General features: G+C 67.4%; 20 protein-coding genes and 1 pseudogene. 9 read left to right on the top strand and 12 right to left on the bottom strand.

Translation table 11 applies throughout. The features are described from left to right. Positions 1-22 precede the first annotated feature (22 nt). The 3 genes from LGY53_RS07780 to LGY53_RS07770 form a co-directional block, all read right to left on the bottom strand. Entirely contained in the window at positions 23-1,390 is a 1,368-nt protein-coding gene (locus LGY53_RS07780; RefSeq protein WP_225725942.1) for a DUF5685 family protein, read from the bottom strand. Positions 1,391-1,527: 137 nt separating this feature from the next. Continuing rightward, positions 1,528-2,127: a TetR/AcrR family transcriptional regulator gene (locus LGY53_RS07775; protein ID WP_167478667.1), complete on the bottom strand. Its 600-nt coding sequence runs from the start codon at positions 2,125-2,127 to the stop codon at positions 1,528-1,530. A 250-nt stretch (positions 2,128-2,377) separates the two neighbouring features. Continuing rightward, a complete protein-coding gene (locus LGY53_RS07770) occupies positions 2,378-3,529 on the bottom strand; it encodes a glycoside hydrolase family 3 N-terminal domain-containing protein (RefSeq protein ID WP_225725941.1) in 1,152 nt (383 codons plus the stop codon). 287 nt (positions 3,530-3,816) lie between these two features. Here LGY53_RS07770 and LGY53_RS07765 point away from each other — a divergent pair, with 287 nt between their 5' ends. Both LGY53_RS07765 and LGY53_RS07760 read left to right on the top strand, forming a co-directional pair. Then, positions 3,817-4,305, top strand: coding sequence for a universal stress protein (locus LGY53_RS07765; RefSeq protein ID WP_225725940.1), 489 nt, complete (start codon positions 3,817-3,819; stop codon positions 4,303-4,305). Positions 4,306-4,404: 99 nt separating this feature from the next. Next, positions 4,405-5,574, top strand: coding sequence for an isochorismate synthase MenF (locus LGY53_RS07760; RefSeq protein ID WP_225725939.1), 1,170 nt, complete (start codon positions 4,405-4,407; stop codon positions 5,572-5,574). Here LGY53_RS07760 and LGY53_RS07755 read toward each other — a convergent pair. Continuing rightward, a complete protein-coding gene (locus tag LGY53_RS07755; protein WP_167478671.1) occupies positions 5,494-5,718 on the bottom strand; it encodes a hypothetical protein in 225 nt (74 codons plus the stop codon). The genes LGY53_RS07760 and LGY53_RS07755 overlap by 81 nt on opposite strands. A 158-nt stretch (positions 5,719-5,876) precedes the next feature. Here LGY53_RS07755 and LGY53_RS07750 point away from each other — a divergent pair, with 158 nt between their 5' ends. The 3 genes and pseudogenes from LGY53_RS07750 (at position 5,877) to LGY53_RS07740 (ending at position 12,219) form a co-directional block, all read left to right on the top strand. Next, positions 5,877-6,047, top strand: coding sequence for a DUF2613 domain-containing protein (locus LGY53_RS07750; RefSeq protein ID WP_167478672.1), 171 nt, complete (start codon positions 5,877-5,879; stop codon positions 6,045-6,047). A 4-nt stretch (positions 6,048-6,051) separates the two neighbouring features. Next, a pseudogene (locus LGY53_RS07745) lies at positions 6,052-10,779 on the top strand (alpha-(1->3)-arabinofuranosyltransferase family protein); the annotation flags it as partial. Positions 10,780-11,475: 696 nt separating this feature from the next. Continuing rightward, positions 11,476-12,219, top strand: coding sequence for a hypothetical protein (locus LGY53_RS07740; protein ID WP_225725938.1), 744 nt, complete (start codon positions 11,476-11,478; stop codon positions 12,217-12,219). Here the strand turns inward: LGY53_RS07740 and LGY53_RS07735 are convergent. Further along, positions 12,196-13,419, bottom strand: coding sequence for an acyltransferase (locus LGY53_RS07735; RefSeq protein ID WP_225725937.1), 1,224 nt, complete (start codon positions 13,417-13,419; stop codon positions 12,196-12,198). The genes LGY53_RS07740 and LGY53_RS07735 overlap by 24 nt on opposite strands. A gap of 248 nt (positions 13,420-13,667) precedes the next feature. Between LGY53_RS07735 and LGY53_RS07730 the strand changes: the two genes are divergently transcribed. Then, a complete protein-coding gene (locus tag LGY53_RS07730; RefSeq protein WP_225725936.1) occupies positions 13,668-14,813 on the top strand; it encodes a DUF3068 domain-containing protein in 1,146 nt (381 codons plus the stop codon). Positions 14,814-14,905: 92 nt separating this feature from the next. On the opposite strand, the gene LGY53_RS07725 is transcribed toward LGY53_RS07730, so the two are convergent. The 4 genes from LGY53_RS07725 to LGY53_RS07710 all read right to left on the bottom strand — a co-directional run bounded on the left by LGY53_RS07725 (position 14,906) and on the right by LGY53_RS07710 (position 18,867). Then, positions 14,906-16,105, bottom strand: coding sequence for an ABC transporter permease (locus LGY53_RS07725; protein ID WP_225725935.1), 1,200 nt, complete (start codon positions 16,103-16,105; stop codon positions 14,906-14,908). Next, the gene (locus LGY53_RS07720) at positions 16,102-17,007 is read right to left on the bottom strand and encodes an ABC transporter ATP-binding protein (protein ID WP_374111155.1); all 906 of its coding nucleotides are present in this window, start codon (positions 17,005-17,007) and stop codon (positions 16,102-16,104) included. The genes LGY53_RS07725 and LGY53_RS07720 overlap by 4 nt, the downstream gene beginning before the upstream one ends. A 100-nt stretch (positions 17,008-17,107) precedes the next feature. Then, positions 17,108-18,565, bottom strand: a complete 1,458-nt coding sequence (locus LGY53_RS07715; RefSeq protein WP_374111147.1) for a polysaccharide biosynthesis protein — start codon at positions 18,563-18,565, stop codon at positions 17,108-17,110. Between the two features lie 47 nt (positions 18,566-18,612). Then, positions 18,613-18,867, bottom strand: coding sequence for a hypothetical protein (locus LGY53_RS07710; RefSeq protein WP_225725933.1), 255 nt, complete (start codon positions 18,865-18,867; stop codon positions 18,613-18,615). A 108-nt stretch (positions 18,868-18,975) separates the two neighbouring features. Here LGY53_RS07710 and LGY53_RS07705 point away from each other — a divergent pair, with 108 nt between their 5' ends. Then, on the top strand, positions 18,976-20,991 hold the full coding sequence (locus tag LGY53_RS07705) for a hypothetical protein (protein ID WP_374111146.1): 2,016 nt from the start codon (positions 18,976-18,978) through the stop codon (positions 20,989-20,991). A 379-nt stretch (positions 20,992-21,370) separates the two neighbouring features. Here the strand turns inward: LGY53_RS07705 and LGY53_RS07700 are convergent, their stop codons facing one another. Next, positions 21,371-22,537 (bottom strand): glycosyltransferase family 4 protein, encoded by a 1,167-nt coding sequence (locus LGY53_RS07700; RefSeq protein WP_225725932.1) that lies wholly within the window; start codon positions 22,535-22,537, stop codon positions 21,371-21,373. Positions 22,538-22,715: 178 nt separating this feature from the next. On the opposite strand from LGY53_RS07700, the gene LGY53_RS07695 reads away from it, so the two are divergent. Beyond that, the gene (locus tag LGY53_RS07695; RefSeq protein ID WP_225725931.1) at positions 22,716-23,501 is read left to right on the top strand and encodes a bifunctional 2-polyprenyl-6-hydroxyphenol methylase/3-demethylubiquinol 3-O-methyltransferase UbiG; all 786 of its coding nucleotides are present in this window, start codon (positions 22,716-22,718) and stop codon (positions 23,499-23,501) included. A gap of 1 nt (position 23,502) precedes the next feature. Here LGY53_RS07695 and LGY53_RS07690 read toward each other — a convergent pair whose 3' ends face one another. Further along, positions 23,503-23,805 carry a hypothetical protein gene (locus LGY53_RS07690; RefSeq protein ID WP_225725930.1) on the bottom strand — a complete coding sequence of 101 codons (303 nt, stop codon included), beginning with the start codon at positions 23,803-23,805 and terminating at the stop codon, positions 23,503-23,505. A gap of 210 nt (positions 23,806-24,015) precedes the next feature. Here LGY53_RS07690 and LGY53_RS07685 point away from each other — a divergent pair, with 210 nt between their 5' ends. Then, a complete protein-coding gene (locus tag LGY53_RS07685; protein ID WP_225725929.1) occupies positions 24,016-25,461 on the top strand; it encodes an aldehyde dehydrogenase in 1,446 nt (481 codons plus the stop codon). On the opposite strand, the gene LGY53_RS07680 is transcribed toward LGY53_RS07685, so the two are convergent. After that, the gene (locus LGY53_RS07680; protein ID WP_225725928.1) at positions 25,458-25,679 is read right to left on the bottom strand and encodes a hypothetical protein; all 222 of its coding nucleotides are present in this window, start codon (positions 25,677-25,679) and stop codon (positions 25,458-25,460) included. The genes LGY53_RS07685 and LGY53_RS07680 overlap by 4 nt on opposite strands. Positions 25,680-25,702: the final 23 nt, after the last annotated feature.

Genomic DNA, 25,702 nt, shown 5'->3' with positions numbered 1-25,702 from the left:
GATCCCTCCGAACCCGGCCGAGTCAACAGCTACAGTCGCACCCGCAGCAGTCGCAATCGCAGCAATCACAGGAGTCACAGCCGCAGCAGCAGTCGCAATCACAGCAGTCGTCGCACTCGCAGCGTTTCATCCAAGCCTTTTTGTGCTGGCCACTACATGGGCGACGGTGGTCGGCGCAGCATGCGTAACCGGTACAGTACTGGCCTAAGAGCAGGCCGATACCCTCCAATAGACCCGGCGACTGGATCGGTGCGGCCACCGGCAGTTCGGGCTCGATGGTGGGCCAAACCGGCTGCTGCCCAGTCGAATTCGGGCCGTCTCCCGGCTGATCTCGATGACGGGCGGTACCGCACGCGTGGGTGGAGATCGCGCCGATGCCGCGGCCCAGTCGGTGCACTACCGCGCGCAGCGGGTCCAGCAGCATCCAGCGAACCGTCGGAACATGCTGTAGTCCGGCAGCGGCGATGGAGCTGCGTAAACTCGAATTCGATTGGCGCAGAAGGTCATATGCGTCGGGCATGGCGGTGCCGGTCGCGGCCAGCGGGTTGAAGCGGCCGCGTGCGAGGTCGGCGTCATAGTCCTCGACCGCGTCGGCCAGGTGTGCGATGCGGCCGAAGTGGCGGCCCGCTTCGCGCAGCGCGTCCACGTTCTCCGGTCGCCGCGCCAGCACCGCGGTGTGCGCGAAGAACTCCGCCGCGCACAACTGGGTGGGTGCGGTGAGTTCGTCCAGCGTCGGGATCCCGGACCGGCCGTCGCCGAGGTCGGCGATCCGATCGCGGCGCGGCAGAAGGTCGGCTCGGGCGCGGGCCGAAGGCGCCTCGCCGTCGGACCAGGGCAGGCCGACCGCGCGGGCCTGCCGCTCGAGTACGCCGATCGCGCCCGATCCGGAAGCGCTTTGACCGCGCATCGCGCGCTGCTCCAGGTGGTATTGCGAATTTATCGCCGCGATAAGCGGTTTCACATCCAGGTCGATCAGTGCGGCCTGCGCCCGCGCACGCTCGGCCCAGCGGTTCGATATCCGGGTCATCGGCCGCCCGGTCAGCCGTGAGGTGTCGCCGTCATCGACGTGATCGCGAATCTTGGCCGCCCCCAACAGCAGTGACGCGGTGGCCGCGAGCATGACACCCGGCGAGCCCGAGGTGGCGACACTGGCGGTCTGCATACCGCGCAGCGCGCAGCGTCCCGCCTGCGTGCGCGACACCGGTTCCCGCAGCTGCGCCTCGGTGAGCACGCTCAACAGGATCGCATCGGTATTGGTTGCGGCCCTGAAGGATTGGCCGTGCCCATCGCGCAAGCCGAGGCACAGCCCGCACAGATGGGCGCGCCACTGCGCCGCGTCGATACCGTATTTCGCCGCGCCGTGCGTACACGGCCTGAGCAACCCGAACACCTTCGCCCCATCCCGTCCGGCGCTCACCACTCAGCGGCCGAAGCGGCCACCGGACCCAACACGCGCCGGAAAACTAGCACCGGGCCGTCACGAACTCTGGCAGGCCGCCGCCGCGACGGCAAGCCGAACGCGCACGTCTATTCCGCTTTCTTGCGCCCCGCAAGACCACGCCAGGCCAGGTCGTCCAGCAGATCCACCGCCTCGGCGACCTCGATGCGGCCGCTGGCTACCCGGTCGGCGATGGCTTCGCCCGCGCCGATCACGGCGACCGCGACGATATCGAAATTGGTGCCGGGCTCGGCGTGTTTGGCGCTGGACTCCAGCAGTTTCGCGGTGAGCTCGATGACTCGTTCGCGGGCGTTCTCGATTTCCGAGGCGAAGGCTTGCTGTCCGATCGCCTGCCGGTAGAGCACCTGCCAGGAGCGGCGGTTGCTGTCGACGAAGCCGAGAAATCCCTCGAGCGCGGTGCGCACCTGCTCGTGCGGGCTGAGCAGCGGATTCCCCGCGGGCGCCACCGATTCGATGAAACGCAGGCCCTCGCGCTGAATGCATGCGCGGAAAAGTTCGTCCTTGGAACCGTAGTAGAGGTAGAGCATCGGCTTGGATATTTTCGCCTCCGCGGCGATCGCATCCATCGACGTATCGTGGAACCCCTTGCGCGAGAACACCTCGACGGCGGCGTCGAGCATCTGTTGCTCACGAACCGCTCGAGGAAGTCGCTTCGTTCCGCCCGCCATCACTCTCCTACCGCATGGTGAAGCTCATATATTACTCCAAGGTAAGTTCCGGCACGCTCATTCCGCCTCCCCGCGTCTTCAGGCCAGACTTGTGTGCCGCGAGATTTACGTTGGCGGCCAGCGGTAGATCGCTGGTTGAGTTAGCCCGTCCCCGGTGAGTTACCCATGTTCTTGCGAAAGTCTGATGTTACGTCGAGTCAGATTCCGGTGAGCCGCATCGGCAGAAACAGTTGCTCAGCGGTGGCTCGGCTCAGCACTGCACGGGCGCACCCTTGAATTTCGCCATCCGCAGCACCGACGCATCAACCTGGGACATCGGAAGTTTTCCGGATTGCACCGCCTGTTCCAGCCGATCGAGCACCTTGGATACCGCATCGGTGGTGATCCACAGCGCGTTGTCGGCGCCTGCCTCCAGCGCCGCCTCCACCGCGTCCTCGATCGACATCCGATTGGTGATCGCGGCCATACCGCCGAGATCGTCGGTGAAGATCGGACCTTGGAACGGTGCGGCGCCATAACCCGTTCCGTCCCGCAGCAACCGCATGGCCTGCGGGCTGATGCTGGCCGGAACATCGGGCGTCGTCAGCCCGGGCACGTCGAGGTGGCCGACCATCACACCCGCCCCCGCCCCGACGAGCGAACGGAACGGCACGAGATCGACCTGTTGCAGCTGATCCAGCGGCGGGGTGCGGACCGCACCCTTGTGGGAATCACCCGAACCCGAGCCGTGACCTGGGAAATGCTTCATCACCGTGCCGACGCCGACCTCGCGCATGGCGCGGATGTAGGCGTCGGCGTACTTCGTCACGACCGCCGGATCGTCGGAGAAGGAGCGGTCGCCGATCACCGAATCGTCGGGCTGGCTGCTCACGTCGACATCCGGGGCGAAATTCACCGTGACGCCAAGGTCCTTCAGCGCGCGACCCCTGGTCAGCGTCGCCTGATAGAACTCGTCGGGGCTCATGGTCTGCGCGGTGACGCGCGCGGAAGGAGCGGCGCCGATCAGATCCTTCACCCGGGAGACGCGACCGCCCTCCTCGTCGATGGTCACGATGAGCGGCGCTTTCGCGGCGGCCTTCACATCGACGATCTGCTTGTCGGCCAGCAGCGCACGATCGGTCCACCCGCCGATGAAGATGCCGCCGACCTGCTCGGTGCGCACCACCCGCGTCGCGTCGGCGGCGTCGGTGACGCCGACGGTCAACAGCTGCGCCAGCTTCTGGCGAGTGGTGAACTGCGCCAAATAGTCTGCGCCACAAGCCTTTTGCGCAGTAGAGGTGGCGGGCGTCCCGGATTTCGATTCGGCGGTGCGGGTCGGTGAGGGGGCCGCGCCGGTGCCGCCGGAGCAGGAGGTCGCTACGGTGGCCAGCAGTGCGAGCAGGACGAGAGGCGTCTTCCGCATGGAACCACACCGTAATGCGCGGACCGCGTCGCGATGCGCGTGGGTGGGTTCGGTAAGCCAATTACATTGCCCACCAACGGTTTACCCGGCCACCCCGATCCATATTCGTTGGCGGGACACCTGTTTCGCCAACGCCGCGACACGCTCGGGCCCGATCGTGAAATATTAAGTTTCCGCTGGTCATCGGATCCCTTGTCCACGATTTTTCCCGCGCGGCAAGCGAGTACGCGGCACCCGTCCGGGGTACCCTGATTGGGTAGTCATGAGACTCCCACCTGGAGGTCATCGTGCCCTGCGATCTGATGCTCATCGCCTACGACGGATCCGAGAACGCCAAGCGGGCCATCGAATACGCCGGGCGTTTCCTCACCGCGAACAGAGCCGTCGTCCTCACCGCATGGGAGCCGATGGTGCGTCAGGCCGCCCGCCTGTCCGGCATCTCCGGGGTGATGCAGCCGGAATGGGTTCCCGATGAGGAGATCGAGGACATCGCCTACGTCGATGCCAAGGCCATCAACACCGAAGGTGTGCGGCTGGCCAAGCTGGCCGGTCTCAACGCCGAGGCCCGCACCGCCGAATGCACGACGACCATCTGGAACGCCATCGTCGAATGCGCCGACGACCTCGATGTCGACATCATCGTCGCGGGCACCCGCGGTGCCACCGGAATCCGTGCCCTGCTGCACAGCAGCGTCGCCGACGCGGTCCTCAAACACTGCCACCGCCCGGTACTGATGGTCCCGCCCGGCAAACAACCAGGAAAATCGGAACAATAGGGTTTCCACAGATCCGGGTTCTACACAGGTGAGCTAGCCGACGTGAGAGTTCCGTCGCTAGACCCCAATCCATCGGTTTGCCGGGGTTAGGGTCGGGACATGTACGGATTTCTGCTCGCCAGGCCCGATGGTGTGCTGCGGGCTTCCGGGACGCGGGGGACCTTCGACGAGGTAGCCGGTGCGGCACGCGCACTGCGCGACGGATCGGCCGAGCTGGTCGTCGGCGCGCTGCCATTCGATCCCAGGCTGCCCGCCGCGCTGAACATCCCGGCGCACGCCGAGCACACCGCGGGCCCGTGGCGGCCCGCCGCCCTGCCCGAACTGCCCGCGGTGCGGGTGGTCAGCGAGATGCCGAGCCCGGCCGAACACATCGCCCGCGTGACCAAACTGGTCGAACAACTCAACGACCCCGCGCTGCCGCTGCGCAAGGTGGTCGCGGCGCGATCGGTGCTGGCCGAGTCCGCCGGTCCGCTCGATCCGGAACTGACGGCCGCACACCTGTTGACAAGACATCCACATGCCAACGTCTTCGCGGTGGATCTGTCCCCATCCGGCCGCCTGGGGACACTGGTCGGCGCCACACCCGAGGTGCTGGTGGAGCGGCGCGGCGCCACCGTCATGCTGCGACCGCTCGCCGGAACCGCGCGGCGGTTGGCCGATCCGGGCGCCGATCTCGCACAGGCACGAGAACTGTTGGCCAGCACCAAGAATCGGGACGAGCACGCCTTCGTCATCGACTGGATCAGGGAACGGCTCGGCCCGGTATGCCGGGAACTGAACATTCCGGACGGGCCGGAACTGGTGAGCACCAACGAGGTCTGGCATCTGGCGACGCCGATCACCGGCTTGCTGCGCGACCCCGCGGTCAGCGCGCTGGACCTGGCCGTCCTACTGCATCCGACGCCCGCGGTCTGCGGCACACCGACCGAACTCGCACTCGACACAATCGCGGATATAGAGGAGGAGCGCGGCTTCTACGGCGGGGCCGTCGGCTGGTGCGACGCATACGGCGACGGCGCCTGGGTGGTGGCGATCCGCTGCGCCGAATTGTCCGCCGACGGCCGCTCGGTGCGCGCCTTCGGCGGCGGCGGCATCGTCGCGGCCTCGGATCCGCGGGCCGAACTCGACGAGACCACCGCAAAACTGCGCACCTTGCTGGGCGGACTGCATTGCGCGGTGCCGGAACATTCAGAGTCGGGGATCGAAGACGAGCCGAAAACCGCTCAGCCCGTTGTCGTCCCGGGTCACCCAGAACAGACGCCCCGGTAATTCGTTGACGGGCAGTTCCGCCTGCTGCGCGATATCCGACGCGGGTACCCACACCGGCGTCTCCCGGGTACTCCACGGCGTCTCCAACTGGGCCTGCTCGCCGAACACCAGGACAACCCGCACCTGAAAACGATCGACAGCCATGTCTGGAGCCCTTCCGCGAACCTCGCAGTTCGATGGTGCATCAGCGAACCGCCCGGTGGGCACTTCGCGATGAAACCGTGGGCTGAAGGTAGGCCGACCGTAATGCTCCTGCTAGGTTGGCCGGGAATGTGCCTGCCCTCGATGTATTGGAGTGCGCGATGAAGTTTGCCGTCCCCGGTGTTGCCAGCGCGGTCCTCGGCGGCGTGTTGGGCGTGGTCGCGGTGCTGCTGGTCACGATGGCGGTCGAACAGAACACGGTGCCCTCCGTCGACCGCAGCGGCGACAAGGACTCCTCGCTACTCAACAACGTCCAGTACGGCAGCCGCTGAACCGCTGAACTCCGCTCCATCCGACGCAACCGCGCCGCTGGGTCGGCGTTGGTTCGCCGGGACCGTCGCCGCGGCGTTTCTGCTGACCTTTCTGCAGGCCCCCGGCCGCACGGTCGCCGACACCAAATACGACCTCGCGCAAAACCCGCTCGGGTTTCTCGACCGCGCCGCTCACCTGTGGAGTAGCCAGGCCCCCATGGGGCAGGTGCAGAACCAGGCCTACGGCTACTTTTTTCCACACGGCGCCTTCTTCTCCGCCGGACACCTCATCGGCATACCCGCCTGGGTGACGCAGCGAATCTGGTGGGCACTGCTACTGCTCGCCGGTTTCTGGGGCATCATCCGGCTCTGCGAACTGCTCGGCATCGGCACCCGCGGATCGCGCGTCATCGCCGCCATCGCCTTCGCACTATCCCCCCGCGTACTCACCACGCTCGGGTCCATCTCATCGGAGACGCTACCGATGATGTTGGCGCCGTGGGTATTACTCGCGCCCGCCGCACTCGGAGTCGCGATGCGCGGGCGGCGCTCTGGAACGGCCGTGGATGACACCGGCTCGGCCGATTCCGCCGCCACACAGCGGGCCGCACACGCCACGTCGGCCGAATCGCAACTGCCGGTATCGGACTCGCATGTCGGCGGCGCGATGGACGACGAACCGGGGCGTGCGCGCGCCTCTGATATGTCGGCCGATCGGCCGCACACGGTCGGCTGGCGACGCTGGATACGCGGGTCGGATAGCGGCGCACAACCGTCCACAGACGCCGAATCGGCTCTGCCCACACCGGATTCGCACAACAGCAGCACGCCGGGACGCGATCGACTCACCGACACATCAGCCGATCTGCCACGCACGCTCGGCTGGCGACGCTGGATACACGGGTCGGACGGCAGCGCACAACCGTCCACAGACGCCGAATCGGCCCTGCCCACACCGGATTCGCACAACAGCAGCACGCCGGGGCGCGATCGACTCACCGACACATCAGCCGATCGACCGCGCACGCTCGGCTGGCGACGCTGGATTCGCGGAATCACACGCGGGTCGGATGGCGTCGCGCGGCGATCCGTGGCCGCCGAATCGGCCCTGTCCGTATCGGATTCGCGCGCCGACGCCGCGGACGATGTGCCGACCCGCCGACGGTGGGGGCGGTGGATCCGCGGGGCGGGGCGAAGTCGATTTACCAGCGTGCCAGCCGATCGGCACTGGCTGCGGGGTCTCGTGCGCGGAACGGGTGATGGCGCACGGCGGTTCGGGGGTGCGGAGTCGGCGGCGGGCAGTGCGCTGGCGCTGGCGTTGATGGGGTCGGTGAATGCCGTTGCGACGGTGGCGGCGTTTCTGCCCGCGGCGCTGTGGTGGGGATCGTTCCGGCCCGACCGGCGGTGGCTGCGGTTCACCGCGGCGTGGATTCCGCTGCTGGTGCTGGCCACTTTCTGGTGGGCGGTGCCGCTTCTGCTGCTCGGCAAGGTGAGTCCACCGTTCCTCGACTACATCGAATCCTCCGGTGTGACAACGCAATGGGCGTCGCTGGCGGAGGTGCTACGCGGCACCGACAGTTGGACGCCGTTCGTCTCGCCGGAGCGGATCGCGGGCGCTGTACTGGTGACCCAGCCCGCGGCGGTGCTCGCGACCGGGCTGCTGGCGGCCGCGGGCATGGCCGGACTCGCGATGCGCTCGATGCCGAATCGCGGCAGGCTGGCCCTGATCCTGTGTGTCGGATTGGTCGGCATCTGCGCGGGATACGCCGGACAGCTCGGCGGACTATTCGCCGAATCGGTGCGGATCTTCCTGGATTCCGGTGGTGCGCCGCTGCGCAACGTGCACAAGCTGGAGCCGCTGATCCGAATTCCGTTGGTGCTCGGCCTGGCTCACCTGCTGGCCCGGGTGCCGCTGCCCGCCTCGGTGCCGATGCCGGTGTGGCGCAGCGCCTTCGCCCATCCGGAGCGCAACCGCTCGGTCGCGGTGGCCGGACTGATCCTGACCGCCCTCGCCCTGTCCACCTCGCTGGCCTGGACCGGCAAGCTCGCACCGCGCGGCGCGTACGACCGAGTGCCCGCCTACTGGCAACAGACCGCGGATTGGTTGGCGCACAATGCCTCCGATACCCGCGCGCTGGTGGTGCCCGGCGCGCCGTTCGGCAGCCAGATCTGGGGGCTCACCCGCGACGAGCCGCTGCAGGCGCTGGCGAGTACGCCGTGGGCGATCCGGGATGCGGTACCGCTGAACCCGCCCGGCACCATTCGCGCCATGGATTCGGTGCAGCGCCTCATCGCCGATGGCCGCCCGTCCGCCGGGCTGGCCCGCACCCTGATCGATCAGGGCATCGGAATCGTGGTGCTGCGCAACGACCTCGACCCGGAAACCTCCCGCTCGACCAGGCCGATGCTGGCGCATCAGGCCATCGAAGGCTCGCCGGGGCTGACCAAGGTGGCCGAATTCGGTGCGCCGGTCGAATCCACCGCCATCGCAAGGGATCTCGTCGTCGACGGCGATCTCCGCCCGACCTATCCGGCGATCGAGATCTACCGGGTCGATACCCGCACGCCCGGCACGCCGATCCGAATACGCGGCGGCACAGGCGCACCCGGCTCATTTCCCGGCGCATACACCGTCCCGCTCACCGCCGCCGGAGTTGTTCAGGGCGGTCCCGAGGTGCTGGAGCGCCTCAACCGCGACGGCGCACCGGCGCCCGTGACCGGACCCGAAACGTCAAGCGTGACATCGGCATCGGACGACAACGCGCCGTGGGTGCTGGCCTCCGACGCCGAGCGGGCCGGGGTGCCGATGCGTTCGGTACTGGTGACCGATACGCCGATGAACCGGGAAGCCGACTTCGGCCAGGTGGACAACCACAATTCGGCGCTGCGCGCGCCGTCCGATCCGCGACGCACCCACAATCTGGTGCCCGATTACTCGGTGCCGGGAGCCGAACTGGTTCAGGGCGAATGGTCCGGCGCGACCATCACCGCATCGAGTTCGGCGGCGGATGCCACCCAGATCGGCGGCAGCGCGCCGGGTAGTTCCACCGCGGCCGTCGTCGACGGTGACCCGTCGACGGCCTGGATCAGCAACGGGGCCGAACGCGCACTGGGACAGTGGCTGCAGCTGGACCTGGACAAGCCGATCGGGTCCGGGCTGCTCACCCTCACCACCAGCGCGGCCGCCATCGGCGACCCGGTGCGCTGGGTCGAGGTGGCGACCGAGAACGGCACCGTCTCCGCGCAGATTCCGAAACCCGGTGAGCCGGTGAAGATTTCATTGGCTCCCGGCCGGACCCACTGGGTGCGGATCACCGCGGCGCACACCGAGGGCGGTACCCGCGGTGGACAATTCGGCATCAGCGAACTCGCGCTGGACGATTACACCAACCGCGCCGCGCCCGTCCACATCGATATCAGGCACCGCACCGTACTTCCGCCGACTCCGCCCGGCGTCCGGGTGGACGGCTGGGATCTCGGACAGGAATTTCCGGGCCGCAGCGCCTGTTTCGACGCACCGGACCGGGTGCGCTGCCACAAGGGTCTCGCGCTCGCACCCGAGGAGCCGAATACCTTCGAGCGGACGCTCTCGGTGCCCGAACCCATGACGGTCGCACCGGAGCTCACCGTGCGCACCCGGCAGGGTCCGGCGCTCGCGGCGCTGCTCACCGACCATGACCGCCCGGTCGCGCGCGGTCAGGCCGACGTCGGCGACCTGCGCGGGTCCGCCTTCGCCGCCACCGACGGCGATCCGCGCACCAGTTGGACCGCGCCGGAGGATTCGGTCCGCCGGATCACCGGCGGCAAGCCGACGCTCACCATCGAACTGCCCGCGCCCGCGCTGGTCACCGGGCTCGAGCTGACCCCGTCGAAGGGTGGTCTGCCCGCCGAACCCGCCGCGGTCGCGGTCAACCTCGGCGACGGTCCGCAGGTGCGCGAACTCGACGGCAAACGAGGCGAGACATCGCGAATCTCCTTGCACCCCAGGGTGACCGACCGGATAGAGGTGAGCCTGCTCGACTGGCATCCGGTACTCGACCGCACCGCGCTCGGCTTCGTCCTCACCCAACCCGCCGGGCTCGCCGAAGTGAGTGTCATCGGACCCGACTACCCGGCGCCCGCCTCCCCCGATCGCCTCATCACCATTCCGTGCGCCGCAGGCCCGGTGATCGCGCTCGGCGGCCGCACACTGCACACCACCGTCACCGCCACTGCCGCCCAACTGCGCTCCGGCGCACCGGTACCGGCTCGGGTTTGCACTGATTACGATGGGGCCCAAGCGGATTCGAATGCCATTTTCGATATCCCGCAGGGCCGCGCCGATGTCACCGTCGCACCGACCGAGATGTTCTCCGTGGACCGGCTGCGGTTGACCCGTTCCGCGGCGGACACCGGCACGGCAACCTCATCTACACCCGGCTCCGGAGGAAATCCCGGCACGGTCGCGGTCGGCGACTCGGCAGGAACCCCGGATTCCCATGCGGCAGTTGCCCCCTCCGGCCTTGCCGCACCCGCCGGAACTCGACTGCTGGTCCTACCGCTGAGCACGAACGTCGGCTGGCAGGCGCACACCGCGGACGGCCGGGCGCTGTCCCCGATCGTCGTCAACGGTTGGCAACAGGCGTGGTTGCTGCCAGCCGACGCCGTCGGCCCGATCACCGTCTCGTTCCCGATCGACCGGTGGTACCGCCTGAGCATCTTCGGCGGCCTCTTCCTGCTGATCCCGTTGATCGTCCTCGCGATTCCGCGCCGCCGCCCATTCCGCCTGAGCTGGAACCGATTCCGGTCCCGTGCCGCCGATCATCGACCCATCGAAACAGCGGAAGTCTCGCGCCGCCCTGCGCCCGGATCCACCAATGCACCGGGAAGCGGCACGGTGCAACAGGTTTCGTCATCGCCCGATGAACAGACCCACAGCGACATCGGATACGGCGTCATCACACCCGAACCCGGCGGAATTGTCGACGCCGGACCCAGTAAGCGGGACGCCGACGCGCCCGCGGACAGCAACGGCCGGTCCATGACATCTGGCCATAACGGTTCGGCTACGAATCAGGTTGCTACTCAGCTTAATTCAATGTCCCGCACCTGGGGGACCTGCATTTCCGGAGCCATCGCGCTTGTCGCGGCGGCGATGCTGATCTCCGGTCCGGTCGGTGCCGGACTGGCCGTCGCCGGTATCGCAGCGGCCCATTTCCTGCCGCGCTATGCGCCAAAAGCGTTGGTAATTCTCGCCGGAGTCGGCACCGCGATATCGGCCGCCGCACTGTCCACCGGCCCGTGGCGCTTCCCCAACGGATATATGGGCGGATCCCTCTGGGCCCAGTTCCCGGCCCTGGTCGCGGTGGTCGCGCTCGGCATAGCCGCCCTGCCGTCCCGGCGCGAGGCCGAATAACGCACGCCCCATGCGGTGTTGACCCACCACCATCCGAATCGACATGCTGGCCGAATGTTCAGCGAACAACGGCGCGACCGGGTACGTGACGAGTTGGTGGCGGCGGCGCGGGCGGATCGACGCATCACCGCGGCGGCGCTCACCGGATCCGGCGCGATCGACCGGACCGATCGCTGGTCGGATATCGATCTGGCGCTGCGGCTGGCCGACGACGTGGCCGAAGGTGAAGTGGTCGCGGACTGGACCGACCGGATGTACCGGGACCACGAGGCGCTCGACCACGTCGATATCTATTTGCGCCGCACCAGGTTTCGAGTATTTCTGTGCGCCGACACGCTGCAGGTCGATATCGCCTTCTGGTCCGCGACGGAGTTCGGGGCGATCGGCCCGAACTTCCGGCTGCTGTTCGGCAGCGCGAATACCCGGCCACAAGCCGCCGCACCGGATCCGAGTACCGCGATCGGCGTCGGTTGGCTCTATGCGCTGCATGCCAGATCCGCCATCGCCCGCGGGCGGGTTTGGCAGGCGCAGTACCTGATCGATGGTCTGCGTGAACAGGCGCTGAACCTTGCCTGCCTGCGCCACGGGTTGGTGGCGGCGCAAGGGCGCGGCTATGACGATCTGCCCGCCGAGGTTCATGTGCTTTTCACCGATACGCTGGTGTCCGGCGTCGACGTCGAGCATTTGCGGAACGCGTTGCGGGCCACGATCGAGGCGCTGTTGTACGAGACCGATGCGGTGGATCGCGAACGCGCCCAACGCCTCCGGCCGACGCTACGGGAATTGACGGTCGGCTGAGCCGTCGGCGGCTGCCGAGAGAACCGGCTCGTCCCTGGAAGCATCACTAACCGAAGGCTTTTCGGCAATCGGCTGCCGAGACTTGTCCCAGCGGCGGGCGAATCGGCGGGCCGGTTCTTCGATCAGGGCGTAGCTCGCGGCCGCGATGGGCAGCGTGATGGCGATGGTGAGCACGAGGACGTAGCGGAAGTTGCCATGGAACGGCAGGATGCCGAAGACCGGGAAGATAATGCCGAGTACGGCGAGATGCCAGATGAAGATGCCATAGGACCAGCGGCCGACGGTCGCGGCGACCCGGGATTCCAGCCAGCGGTGCGGGCGGTCGTTCAGGATCAGCGGCGCGAGCAGACAGAATCCGATGATCGCGCCGAAACCCATTTTCGCGGCGTACTGCCACGGCTGGGCGCGGGCCAGCCCCATCGGTCCGGCGAGGTCGGTCGCGGACAGCAGAAAAGCGGCTGCCGCGATACTCCACAGGAGTAATTGTTTCCCTAACACCCGCCGCCACTTCGATAGCAGATGTGCATTATCGGCCAACTCCGCCAACAGCATGCCCGCCGCGAACCACGGCAGATATCCGGGCAGCCAATTGTCGGAATGGATCGCATCGGGCGTCGGCACCGGGACGAAATTCCAGCCGAGGCATACCAGTCCCAACACCAACACCGCGGGTGCGCGCCACCGAACGGCCCTGCCGCGCAGCCGGACCAGCGCCCAGGCAAGTACCGGCAACGCCAGGTAGAACGCCACCTCGACCGAAAGACTCCACATCTGAGTCAACCCATCGGTCAAAGTCAGCGGCACGAAAACCTGGACCAACGCCAGATTCGCCAGCCACACCCGCAGTCCGGCGGTACCGGCCGCATTCGGCAGCAACACCAGAACCGCAACCACCACAACCCAATACGCAGGCAAAATGCGTGCCGCGCGATGCCGGAGGTAATAGCCGACCGACGGCGCCCGCCCGGTGCCGCGCGCGGCGGCGACATGCGGGTGCCACAGCAGGAATCCGGAAAGCCCGAAGAACACCGCGACCGCCATATCGAACCGGCCCCAGATCCGGCCGATGACAGGCATATTCGCCGCACCCGTCTGAAATGCGACATGGGTGAGCAGCACACCGAGCGCCGCCAGCCCGCGCATCCCCTCCAGCGCGGGCACGAAACCGCGCGACCCGGCGGTAGCCGGCCCGCCCGTCATCGAGCCACCACCCCCATGGGATCCCTACGTGATGCTCTATTCATTGGCTCCAGTCTGCTCGACGGCCCGGATTGTCGAGAAACCGGCTTTTCACATTCCGGGTTAGACTGCGGGCGTTTTCTGCGCCGAATCCGGCCTCGGCACCGCATGGTACGACAACGGACTGTTAGTGTCGGGGCTCACGAGTGCCGCGGTGTGCCCGCAGTACTTGCCGGATCGACGTGTGTTCGACGACGAGGAGAGTTTGCATGGCACTGAGTGCCGGTACCAGAAGGACGGTCGCCTGCCTGCTCGTGGGATTTGGCGCGTTGTTTCTCGCGGCGACGGTGATGATCCCGACCTACGCCCTCGGCGAACTGGCCAAAACGCCCCTCAACCTCGAAATCACCACCATCGCGACCAACCAGAGCGGCGAAGAGTCCATGGTGCTGGACTCGAAATCGCTGACGTCGCCGGATGGCTCGGCGAAGGTGGACACCAATGTCCCCCTCGTCTCGCAGCGCTTCCTCACCGTCGAAAAGCCCTCCGATGCGAACGAGATGACCGTGCAGGCGGGTCAGACGCTGCGCCGCATCGATAAGCAGGGCGACACCGGCCTGCTCACCGCCACCATCGACCGGGTGACCATCGACCGCAAGAGCGGTATGCCGGTGGACAAGGACCCGAACGGCGCGATCGCGGTGAGCGTCGACAAGAACCTGGACAGCGTGCTGGAGCCGGTGCAGCACACCGGTCTGCAGTACCGGTTCCCGATCGGCACCGAGAAGAAGACCTACCCGTACTTCGATCTCAACGCGCGAAAGACCTTCGATATCAAGTACATCGAAGAGACCGAGATCAACAACCTGAAGGTCTACCACTTCCAGCAGACCATCCCGGTGACCAACCTGAACGACGTCTACCCGACGCCCACCAGCAAGCTGACATTCCCGGCGAAGAAGTGGGGTGTCGAGGGGGACGGCGACATCACGATGTACCGCTTCTACACCAACACCCGTGACGTGTGGATCGAGCCGGAGACCGGCACCGTCATCAAGGGCGCCGAGCAGATCCACCTGTTCTACGCGCGCAGCGGTGACAAGCCGGAGGTCACGGCGCTGAAATCGCATCTGGTGTTCGACGAGAACACCATCGAATCGCAGATTTCGGTGGCCAAGGAGAATATGGACAAGCTGTCGCTGTACGGCCGGATCCTGCCGATCGTGCTCGGCGTGGTCGGCGCGATCCTGTTGATCGTCGGCATCATCTTCGGTATCCGCGGCGGTGCGGCGCCGGCCGCGGGCCCGGCCCCCCGGCAGCGGCGCACCGGCGGCCCGGCGCCGAAACCCGCGCCCGGTCCACAGGATTCCTACGATCCGCCGACCGAACAGATAAATATCAACAAGCGCCCATAACGAAATCGGCCCCCAGGTTGGGGGCCGATTTTCGTTTATCCACAATTATTTCCGGCTGTGCGCCACCGAATGCCGATGCCGCTGTGGATAATTCAGCGACGCAAGGCCTGCCGCCAGGTAATCCGCGCGCCGGTGTGCAAAATGCTGCGGGCATAGATCCGCGCCGCGAGCGCGGCGACCAATCCACAGGCCAGCACCATCAGCACCAGCGAACCAACGATTTCCACCGGCCGCGCCACCCCCGCGGCGATCCGGATCGGCACCATATAGGCCGAAAACGGCGGAATCCAGGTCAGCACCGCGCCGAGGGTGCTTTCCGGATTCGAGATCGTGGTGATGCCGATGATGTAGGAGGCCATGATGACCAGCAACAGCGGCGCCGTCGCACCCTGCACCTCCTCCTGGCGCGACACCAGCGAACCCGCCGCCGCGTACAGCATGGAGAACAGCAGATAGCCGAGTACGAACCAGGCCAGCGCCGCGACGAGGGCGCCGATCGCGGTGGCGGAGAACGTGATCAGCCCGGCGGAACTGCCGGCGACGGCGGCAACCGTGCCGATGAACACCACCTGCACCAGCGCCGCCGCACCGATGCCGAGCACCTTTCCCCACAGCAATTGCAGCGGACGCACAGTGGACAACAGCAATTCCACAACCCGGCTGGACTTTTCCTCCACAACGCCCATCGCGACGTACACACCGAAGCTGATCACCGACATCACCAGCAGGATCAGCACCACCCATGACATCCGGATCCGCTCGTCGCGATGCGGATCCGGCGGCTGCTGCGCCTGCACGGTGACCGTCGCCTTCGTCACCGCGCCGAGCACCGCGGCTTTGTCGATGCCGCCCGCGCTCAACGCCTGATCGAGCGCGGCCGCGCGCACCGCACTCGAAAGCACCGCCGCCAGCGTCGGATCCAGCGATTTCGACACCACAGCGGTATAGCCGCCCGCGGCGGAGCCGAGCAGCGCCACATCCGCCGAACCATCCGAAACCTGTTGGCGTGCTTGATCATCCGAGAGATCGGCGTGGACGTCGATGTCGAACCCCGCGGCCTTGCCGGTCACCGGCAGCTGTGCGGCCACCGCGGGCTGCGCACCGGCCAGCGCGATGGTTTCCGTCTTCGGGCCGTCTGTGTGCACGAACGAATAGATAACCGTCGCCGCGATGATGCCTGTCGCCGTGATCAGGATGCCGATCCGATACGCCTTGGTCCGCACCTGTGCGAGGAACTCCCGCCGCACCACCAGACCGACAGACCGCAGATACCGCTTATCGGGCAGGTTCACGACGCGACCACCTCTCGATACAGTTCGGTCAGTGACGGGCGGTACGAGGCGAAATGGTGCACCGGCCCGGCCGAAAGGGCTTGGCGCAGTACAACTTGGTCGTCGACACCGTCGTCGAGTTCGAGCACCGTGCGCGGGCCCGCACCATTGCGTTCCGCAGTGTGTGCCAGCACCCGGACACCCGGAATCCCTTCGGCCCATGGCGAATCCGATTCGACCGAGACCGCGAGCCTGCGTTCACCGCGCGACCGCAGCTCGTCGACGGCGCCGACGGCCCGCATCCTTCCCGAGACGATAATGCCGACCCGGTCGCACAGCCGCTCGACCAGCTCCAGCTGATGACTCGAAAACATCACGGGCACACCGGAATCGGCTTGCTCGCGCAGGACCTCGCTCATCACGTCGACCGCCACCGGATCCAGCCCGGAGAAGGGCTCGTCCAACACCAGCAGCGTGGGCCGGTGCACCAGCGCGGCCGTCAACTGCACCCGCTGCTGATTGCCGAGGCTCAATTCCTGCAGGTACTGCTTGCGTTTCTCGGCGATGCCGAGCCGCTCGGTCCAGCGTTGCATCTCCAGCGTCGCCTCGGCGCGGCTCAGGCCGTGCAGTTCGGCGAGATAGATCAGCTGTTCGCCCACCCGCATCTTCGGATAGAGCCCGCGTTCCTCCGGCATGTAGCCGAAACGCTGACGCATCGCGAAATCGACCGGCGCACCGTCGAATCGGACCGTGCCCGCATCGGCCGCCAGCACGCCGAGGATGATCCGCATCGTCGTCGACTTGCCGGCACCGTTACTGCCCACGAATCCGAAGATCTCGCCGGGCCCGACCGTGAAGCCCAATCCGTCCAGCGCGGTGACCGCGCCGAACCGCTTATCCAGTCCATCCACCTCGAGCACCACAACCACCTCCCCACTACTCGGCAACTCGGCCAATCTATCCGGAAATCCGAGGTCACCTGTGCAACCGCGAGTGGGAATTCGCGCTCCCCGATCGCCGGATCTACGGCCGGGACAGATCGCCCTCGGCGGCAACGGATTTCACCGCGCCCCGGTCGGCGGTGCGCGACACCGTCGCGGCAACGAGCACGGTGGTCACCGCGGCGACGCCGACGGCGGCGACAATGGCCCCGGACACCGAGTGGACCGCGGTGCGGATCACGATCACCTCGACCGCGAGTCCCAGCCAGGTGAGCATCGCGAGCGAGGTCCGGTCGCCCGCGATCGCGGAGAGCAGCGCGCCCTGCAGCACCGCGAGCAGCGCACCCTGCGATGCGAACAACCACAGCAGGCCCTCGATCGGCGCGTAATCTCGCCCGGCGAACAGGGGCGCGAGCGGTGCGGCGACGGCGGCGCCGAGCACCGCGACTATGCCGATGCCGGACAGCACCGCCAGCGCGTCACGGACGGCCCGCGCCGAATGCGCGGGCTGCGCCATCCGCGGATAGAGCACGACCCCGACCGCCTGCGGCAGCCAGAACGCGATCTTCGCCGCGATCGCGCCGAGCGCGTACCGGCTAGCGTCGGCCTCGTCCAGCACCATCCGCACGACGATCAAATCGGCGGACGACAGCGCCATCAACGCCGCCTGCACCTGCGCGGCCCGCAGTACGGGCAGCACGCCGATCCTTCGAATCACCTTCCGCGGCAAGGATTTCGGGTTGGCGTCACGGCCCTCGGCAGTGCCCGAGTCGTCGCGGTACCGGCCGTACACGGCTGGTCGCGAAGTCCGCCGTTCGGCTTCGTCGAAATCGGCGGCGCACCCGCCGGGCTCGCCGCGATCCGGAGCTACAGGCCCACCCGCTGTCGCCGGATCCGGTTCGGCTCCGCCGAACTCGGCGAAAGACATGTCGGATTCAGCGCGCCACCGGGTCGGCGCGCCATCGGTGACCACTCTGGCCAGCACCGCCGCCGCGGCGATGCCGACGGCCGCCGCGGTCAACGCCGCGGCCGCGCCGCCCCCGAGCGCGAGCACGACCACCGCAGGCGCGACCCGGGCGATCCCGGCCGCACCTAGCACCACGGCCAACGAACGAAATCTGTTGCTGCCCTGAAGAATTCCCTCTTCGCCGGATAGCAGGACCAACACCGGCGCCGCGACGAGGGCCGCCGCGCTCGCGCCGACACCGACATTCAGCAGGATGGTCACCGGCGCGACCAGCATCGCCGCCACCGCGGCGACGATCACCGCACACCGCCACTGCAACCCGCGCAACGCACCGACCCCGACGCCGCGCACCAACTCCCTGGCCACCACGTTCTGCAGAGCCAGCGCGGGCACCGCGCACAGCAACTGCACCGCGAGCAGACTCGCGAATCCGCTGTACCCGCCGACCCCCAGCCAGCGCCCGGCCAGCAGCTGCAGCAGATACCCCGCCGCATTGGCAACCATCGCCCCGCCGGTCACCAACGTCAGATCCGCGACAACGGGGCGACGACGGACAGCGGACACGCCAGCCATCGTCCCCCATCCGATCCGCATCACGACGACCGGTGGTCGAACACGCGCTACCCGGCCCGCACCCGTTCCCGCTCGCGGGAACCGACGACGGCGGTCGCGACCAGCGCAATGAGCCCGAGTACGGCGGCGGCCGCGAATACGCGAAGAGACCGAGCACGGCGAAGGTGGCGACCACGACCGGCCCGAAAACCACGCGCACGGATGGGGATGGTGCCAAGCATGACGATCGTGAACGCGTAAACCAGCGCGGCGACCGTACCGGGCCGGACCGTCCGATATACGGGCGGCGGGACCGTGGTCATCGGCCGAATTCTACGACCGGTCTCGACGCGGGAACTCGAGCGTGATGCGGGGTCTCGACCAGTGCCGGATCGCCGGTCGCCGCTGTCCGGAACGTAGGGTGCTCAGACGTGAGTGACGGCCTTGGATGGCGAGACCGGTTGACGCGGTGGCTGCCCGCCGGATACAGCGCCGCGCTGGCCCTGCTCATCCTCGGACCGCTGCTGCGGCCGGGCCATCTGCTGTTGCGCGATGCGGTGAGCACGCCGCGGTCGTATCCGACCGATTCCGCGCTCGGCCTCGGCGATGCGGCGCCGCGGGCGGTGCCACAGGATGCGGCGCTGGCCACGCTGTCGTCCATCGTCGACGGTGGGATCGTTGTCAAAGCGATCCTGATCGTCGCGTTGTGCGCGGCCGGATGCGGTGCGGCCACGCTCGCGCGCGAACTGCTGCGGCTTCCGGTCGCCGCGCAGTTGGTGGCCGCGACGGTCGCCATCTGGAATCCCTATGTGGCCGAGCGTCTGCTCCAAGGACATTGGAGCCTGCTCACCGGCTACGCCGCGCTCCCGTGGACCGCCTTGGCCGCGTACCGAATTCGGCGCGGGCCGCGCGATATCCGCGATTGGCTCGCGCTGGGCGGCTGTTTCGCGGCGGCCGGGCTGACCCCGACCGGGGCTCTATTGGCCGGGACCATCGCCGTGCTTGTCGTCGGCCTGCGGAATATCGTTACAGCGCTTGCACTGTCGGCCGTCGCTTCGGCACCGTGGCTGATGGCGACGGCGCTGTCCGGCGCCGGAACCGAGCCATCGGATCCGGCGGGCATCGCGGCCTTCGCCGCCCGCGCCGAACCCGGCCTCGGCACCATCGGCAGCGTCGCCGGACTGGGCGGAATATGGAACGCCGACGCCGTACCCGGTTCGCGCACCACCCTTTTCGCGCTGATCGGCACCGCCGCACTGCTCGCACTCGTCGCATCCGGCGTCCGCGCCGTCGCCACCGATATCGATGACGCGTCGACAACTCGGCTGCGTGTCCGCCGAATCCTATTGGCACTGGCGATAATCGCAGTACTGTTCCCGACCTTGGGCGCCACCCCCATCGGCCGAGAGCTCTTGGAATGGCTTGTCGCCAACGTGCCCGGCACCGGCCTACTGCGCGACACCCAAAAGTACGTCGCGCTGGCCATGCCCGCATACGCACTCTGCGCCGCCGCCGGATCCCACACACTCGCCCGGCGTTACTCGCGACGCAACCATCAGTTCGACGAAACACCAGACCTCGCAGATCGGCCTGAAGTCACCGCGAACTCACCGACCACCTCCACGAACCCGCCTGACGGTCCTGCGAATTCACCACTGACGCCGAATCCGCGTATCACCCACCCAAGTGCGCCCACCATCTCTGAGGATCCGTCCGCAGACCCACCCATCGCCGCTGGGGCCTTGCCGGTCTCCTCCGCGAGGCCGTCTGCCGCGAATTCGCCTGCCCTCCCGGCAAATTCGACGGCCACCCTTGCAAGATTCACAACCGCAGTGTTGTTCGTCGCCCTCTTGATTCTCCCCATGCCGGATCTCGCTTGGGGCGTGCGCGGCGCGATCGAACCGGTGCGCTATCCCGCCGACTGGGCTCAGGTCGCCGGAAAGCTGGACGGCCCGGGCGATATCGCGGTGCTTCCCGGCGGAATGTTTCGGAAATTCCCGTATACCGGCACTGCCCCGGTGCTGGATCCGGCGCCCCGGATGCTGCCTAAGGACGTGTTGCAGACCGGTGAGCTCCCGGTCCGCGATCACACCGTCGCTGGCGAGGGCGCTCGGGCTCGGGCCGTGGAGTCCCTGCTGCTGCACGGCGGTTCGGCTCAGGAGCTGGCCGCGCTCGGCGTCGGCTGGGTACTCGTGGAGCAGCACACCCCTGGCCCCCTCGGTGATTCGAAAAATACTGTCGCCCAATTGAATTCGGTGTACTCCGGCCATAATCTCACCCTGTACCAGGTCCCTGGTGTCATAGACCGTCAACACGCGTCGGCAGTCCAGCGCTCACTCGCCTACGCAGCACACATTCTTTGGGCCGCATTGCTCGCCGCCGGGCTTTTGTCGGCGATACCGCGCCGATCCACACGACGGGCAACTTCGGCATCCGAAGTGGGGTAGACCGCGACCACGTTGGACCGTCGGTGTACGACTCGCATACGGACGCTACAACCTTCGCGCGCCGTACAGCCCGTTCCTTCTACGTGCAGCCCATCGTCAACGGATCACGCTGACACACGATGGGCATCTCCAACCAACCTGCCGAGGTGGGTAAACGGACGATGCGCACGAGGCTCACCACTCCACCCACGGACGGCCCCGATCACCCGTCAACGGTGCGGCGCTCCCACCTACTCAGCGCGAAGCATCTTGGGGAACAAGATATGTCAGCCTACTGTCGGCAAATCGCGACGGGCAACTCCGACCGGCGACCGAGACGAGAGAACAGCTCAACTTCTCGATATGGTCGAATTATGTTGCGCCCGAACGGATTCGACAACTAAGGCGCAGGCGGAATCAGCCCCGACCGATACTCGCCCCGCGCCGCCGCGGCAAGCACCTCGTACACCCCGTTCCCCGTTTGCTCCCAAGAGAATTCGCGGGCACGGGCGCGGGCCTTCTCGCCCATGACTGTGCAGGTCGCGGGATCGTCGAGCAGTTCGCCGACCGCGTCGGTCAATTGTGCGATGTCGTCGACCAGGATTCCGGTGACGCCGTCGACGACGGAGTCGGTGAGCCCGCGGGAGGCGCGGTAGCCGATGGTCGGCACGCCGTGCTGGGCCGCCTCGATGACGGCGAGCCCCCAGCCCTCCTTGCGCGAGGGCAGCACGTGCACCCATGCGCGGGAAAGCAATTCGTGTTTGCGGCGCTCGTCGACGTGGCCGTGGAAGGTGACGGCGTCGGCGATGCCGAGTGCGGCGGCGTCGGCGGCGAGATTGTCGGCCCACCAACCGCCGCCGACAACGTCCAGGTGCAGATCGGGAATCCGGGTACGCAGCCGAGCCACCGCGGCCAGCGCGTCCTCGATCTGCTTGTGCGGCACCAGTCGGGAGAGCACGATGACGCGCGGTCGCGCGGAACGGGTTTCGGCGGCGCCGGTCGGCGCGTCGGCGGGTACCGGTTCGGCGCCGTTGCGCACCACCGCGATTCGCGCTCGGTCGACGCCGAGGGTGGCCAGTTCCTCGGCCGAGGGCAGCGAAACGGTGAGGTATTGATTGCGCCGGTGCACTCGCGGGGACAGCCGCGATTCGATCCACCAGCCGATCCGGCCGACCAGCCGACCGGCCACCGGCCATTGCTCCCGATGCCCGTGATGGACCAGGACCACCGAGGGCGCACCGGTCGCGGCCGTCGCGAAGAACGGGATCCCGTTCTGGGTGTCGATCACCGCGTCGGGTCGCAGGCCGCGCAGCGGGCCGATGCCGAGCCTGCCGAACAGGATGGCGGCGAGTGCGCGCGGGTAGACGGTGTAGCGCCCGCCGCCGCGGCTGATCTCGATGCCGTCGATCCGCTCGCGCCGCGGCGCGCCGGGATAGCGGGCGGTGCGCAGCGTGACCTTGACCCCGCGCGCGGACAGCCGGGCCCCTACCTGCTCGAGGTACCGCTCGCTGCCGCCGCCCTGCGGGTGCCCGGTGTCACGCCAGCAGAGCAGGAGGACTTCGCGCACGGTGGAGCTCTCTCGGTCGGAGACGGATGTAGCGCCTCACCATAACCCGACCGTCTACCGATCGGCCCGGCCCACACGGACAATCCCGGGGTCCGAACCGCGGAAACCCGACCGGACCACCGCGATAGTGTCCACCTGAGCCGGATGCACCGCGACACGCTGTGCGACACTCGGCGCCGTGCTTCGAGCGAAAACGTCGTCACCCGATCGCGCCGTCCCGAGCTTCGCGCGCCGGGCCACGCTGCGTCGCTCGTTGCGCCTGCTCGCCAGCTTCAAATTCGAGCAGACCGATCCGGCCCACTTCTACGGCGGCATCGCCACCGACAGTGCCGAACTGATCGCCGATTACTACGCCGATCTCACCGGCCGCACGCTCGCCGGCGCCACCGTGCTAGATGTCGGCGGCGGCCCCGGCTATTTCGCGGACGAATTCGGCGCGGCGGGCGCGCGGTATATCCCGGTGGAACCCGATCCGTCGGAACTGCATGCGGCGGGACTGTCTGTGTCGGGTGCGGTGCGCGGCTCGGGAATGGCACTGCCCTTCCGGGACAATGCTGTCGACATCTGTTTTTCCTCGAACGTCGCCGAACATGTGCCACAGCCGTGGCTGATGGCCGAGGAAATGGTGCGGGTGACCCGGCCCGGCGGGCTGATCGTGCTCTCGTACACGGTGTGGCTCGGGCCGTTCGGCGGGCACGAAACCGGTCCGTGGCATTACCTCGGCGGCGAGTACGCGGCACGGCGGTATCGGCGCAAATATGGCAGGGAACCGAAGAATCGCTTCGGCGAATCGCTGTTCGCGGTGCGCGCCTCGGACGGATTGCGCTGGGCGGCAACGACTTCCGCGGAGGTGCTGGCGGTATTTCCGCGCTACCACCCGCGCTGGGCCTGGTGGCTGGTCCGGGTGCCGCTGCTCCGCGAATTCCTGGTGAGCAATCTGGTGGTGGTGGCGACGAAGGTTTGAGCTACTGCTCGAGCCAGCCCCGCCGCCAGTGCCTGCGACCGCAAATCTCGCGCACCGGCTCGCCCCACGGCGATTCCTGGATGGCCAGCCCGACGGTTTCCAGCGTGGTGAGCCCGACCTGATCGGCCAGCATGCCAACTACGGCAACGGCTTCCGCGGCTTGCATGGCGGCCGTCGCCTGCTCGATCGTCAGGGTGCGGCCCGGCAGGAAGGAGACAACCCAACCGCCGCCGCCAACGCTCTTTGCCTGATGCTCGGTCTGATCGCTGGTCATCAGCGACCTGCCGACAACTTGCACCGCCATGACTCGGATCTCCCCAATTGCGGGTATCGGTTCGTGAATCGAGCGAGCTGATAAGTAGCTAAAGCATCCTCCACTCAGCAACAGAACGCAATAGTGCGTTCTACGAAAAGCGAACCGACAGGTTGGAATTCACGCAGCTCAGACGGGTGCACTGGAAGAAAACTGAAACATGTTACAGACAGCCGCGCCACGAAACTGTAACGTGTTCTCATGCATTACGACAGCTTGTTCATCGGCGGCCGATGGACGGCGCCGACCAGTTCCGAGCGACTCCAGGTCATCTCGCCCGCCACGGTCGAGCCGGTGGGCAGCGTCCCGGTCGTCGAACGCGCCGACGTCGACGCCGCGGTTGCCGCCGCCCGGCGGGCCTTCGATTCCGGGCCGTGGCCGTCGACTCCGCCGGAGGAACGCGCCGAAGTATTGTCGCGCGCCGCCCGGCTCATCGAACAGCGTTCCGCGGATTTGCTCGCCGCGCTCACCGCGGAAATGGGTGCGACGGCGACAATCGGCTTGACGCTCAACCAGATTCCGGCCGTCGCCGCGCTCGACACCTATGCCGGCTTGGCGAAGTCGTTCCCCTGGAAGGAAACTCGCACGGGCCTGTTCGGCACCTCGCGGGTATCGCGCGAACCGCTCGGCGTGGTCGCCGCCATCACCGCGTGGAACGTCCCGCTGTTCCTCGCCGCCAACAAACTCGCGCCCGCACTGCTCGCGGGCTGCACCGTTGTGCTCAAGCCCGCGCCGCTGACACCGTTGTCCGCCAACATCGTCGCCGATATCTTCACCGAGGCCGGACTGCCGGAGGGCGTGCTTTCGGTGCTGCCCGCCGAGGCGGAGGTGGCCGAATACCTGGTGAGCCATCCCGGCGTCGACAAACTCACCTTCACCGGCAGCACCGCCGTCGGCCGCAGAATCGGCGCGATAGCGACCGAGCAACTCAAGCGGGTTTCGCTGGAACTGGGCGGCAAATCGGCCGCAATCCTGTTGCCCGACATGGACCTTGCCGCGAGCATCCCCGTGCTCGCCTTCTCCGGTTTGATGAACAGCGGCCAGGGCTGCGTCGCACAGACTCGAATTCTGGCTCCGCGCAGCCGGTACGACGAAATCCTCGACGCACTGGTCGAATACGTGAAGACGATGCGGGTCGGCGATCCGAGCGATCCGAATGTGCAACTGGGACCGCTGATTTCGGAACGTCAGCGCGATCGCGTCGAAGGTTACATCGCGAAGGGCAAGGCGGAGGGCGCGCGGCTGGTGCTCGGCGGCGGGCGGCCCGCGGGCATCGACCGCGGCTGGTTCGTCGAGCCGACCATCTTCGCCGATGTGGACAACAGCTCCACCATCGCGCAGGAGGAGATCTTCGGACCCGTGCTCTCGGTGATCCCGTACGAGACCGAGGACGAGGCGGTGGCCATCGCCAACGATTCGGTCTACGGTCTCGCCGGTTCGGTGTGGACGCGGGATATCGAGCACGGCGCCGAGATCGCGGCCAGGGTGCGCACCGGCACCTACGCGATCAACTGGTACGCGTTCGACCCGTCGTCACCGTTCGGCGGATACAAGAGCTCCGGGCTCGGCCGGGAGAACGGCCCGGAGGGTCTCGACGCCTTCTGCGAGCAGAAATCCCTGCTCATGCCGATGGGGTGGACCGGCTAATTCTCCGACATCACCACGCGGAGGATCGATTCGCGTTCGCGCCCGGGACGCTCCGGCGCGTCGACCACCTCGACGCGCCAGCCGGGAGGCAGCACGGCCTGTAGGCGGCCCGCGGCGCGACGCAGTGGTGTGCTCGCGGTGGCCAGCTCGAGTCCGGCTACCAATGGCTCCGCCGGCACTCGGAACGGCATGGCGGCTCCAGTATCGAGATCGGTCATGCTTCAACCACCTCTCGCGCGTC

The organism is Nocardia sp. JCM 34519.1, assembly GCF_020361265.1.
GTDB classification, from domain to species: domain Bacteria; phylum Actinomycetota; class Actinomycetes; order Mycobacteriales; family Mycobacteriaceae; genus Nocardia; species Nocardia arthritidis_A.
This window is presented reverse-complemented; position numbering and strand designations above follow the sequence as displayed.

What these genes read in the sequence shown, in the direction of transcription:
- LGY53_RS07775 (WP_167478667.1), bottom strand. Translation starts at nt 2,127, where the DNA reads ATGGCGGGCGGAACGAAGCGACTTCCTCGAGCGGTTCGTGAGCAACAG.
- LGY53_RS07770 (WP_225725941.1), bottom strand. Translation starts at nt 3,529, where the DNA reads ATGCGGAAGACGCCTCTCGTCCTGCTCGCACTGCTGGCCACCGTAGCG.
- LGY53_RS07760 (WP_225725939.1), top strand. Translation starts at nt 4,405, where the DNA reads ATGTACGGATTTCTGCTCGCCAGGCCCGATGGTGTGCTGCGGGCTTCC.
- LGY53_RS07755 (WP_167478671.1), bottom strand. Translation starts at nt 5,718, where the DNA reads ATGGCTGTCGATCGTTTTCAGGTGCGGGTTGTCCTGGTGTTCGGCGAG.
- LGY53_RS07750 (WP_167478672.1), top strand. Translation starts at nt 5,877, where the DNA reads ATGAAGTTTGCCGTCCCCGGTGTTGCCAGCGCGGTCCTCGGCGGCGTG.
- LGY53_RS07740 (WP_225725938.1), top strand. Translation starts at nt 11,476, where the DNA reads ATGTTCAGCGAACAACGGCGCGACCGGGTACGTGACGAGTTGGTGGCG.
- LGY53_RS07735 (WP_225725937.1), bottom strand. Translation starts at nt 13,419, where the DNA reads ATGACGGGCGGGCCGGCTACCGCCGGGTCGCGCGGTTTCGTGCCCGCG.
- LGY53_RS07730 (WP_225725936.1), top strand. Translation starts at nt 13,668, where the DNA reads ATGGCACTGAGTGCCGGTACCAGAAGGACGGTCGCCTGCCTGCTCGTG.
- LGY53_RS07715 (WP_374111147.1), bottom strand. Translation starts at nt 18,565, where the DNA reads ATGGCTGGCGTGTCCGCTGTCCGTCGTCGCCCCGTTGTCGCGGATCTG.
- LGY53_RS07710 (WP_225725933.1), bottom strand. Translation starts at nt 18,867, where the DNA reads ATGACCACGGTCCCGCCGCCCGTATATCGGACGGTCCGGCCCGGTACG.
- LGY53_RS07690 (WP_225725930.1), bottom strand. Translation starts at nt 23,805, where the DNA reads ATGGCGGTGCAAGTTGTCGGCAGGTCGCTGATGACCAGCGATCAGACC.
- LGY53_RS07685 (WP_225725929.1), top strand. Translation starts at nt 24,016, where the DNA reads ATGCATTACGACAGCTTGTTCATCGGCGGCCGATGGACGGCGCCGACC.
- LGY53_RS07680 (WP_225725928.1), bottom strand. Translation starts at nt 25,679, where the DNA reads ATGACCGATCTCGATACTGGAGCCGCCATGCCGTTCCGAGTGCCGGCG.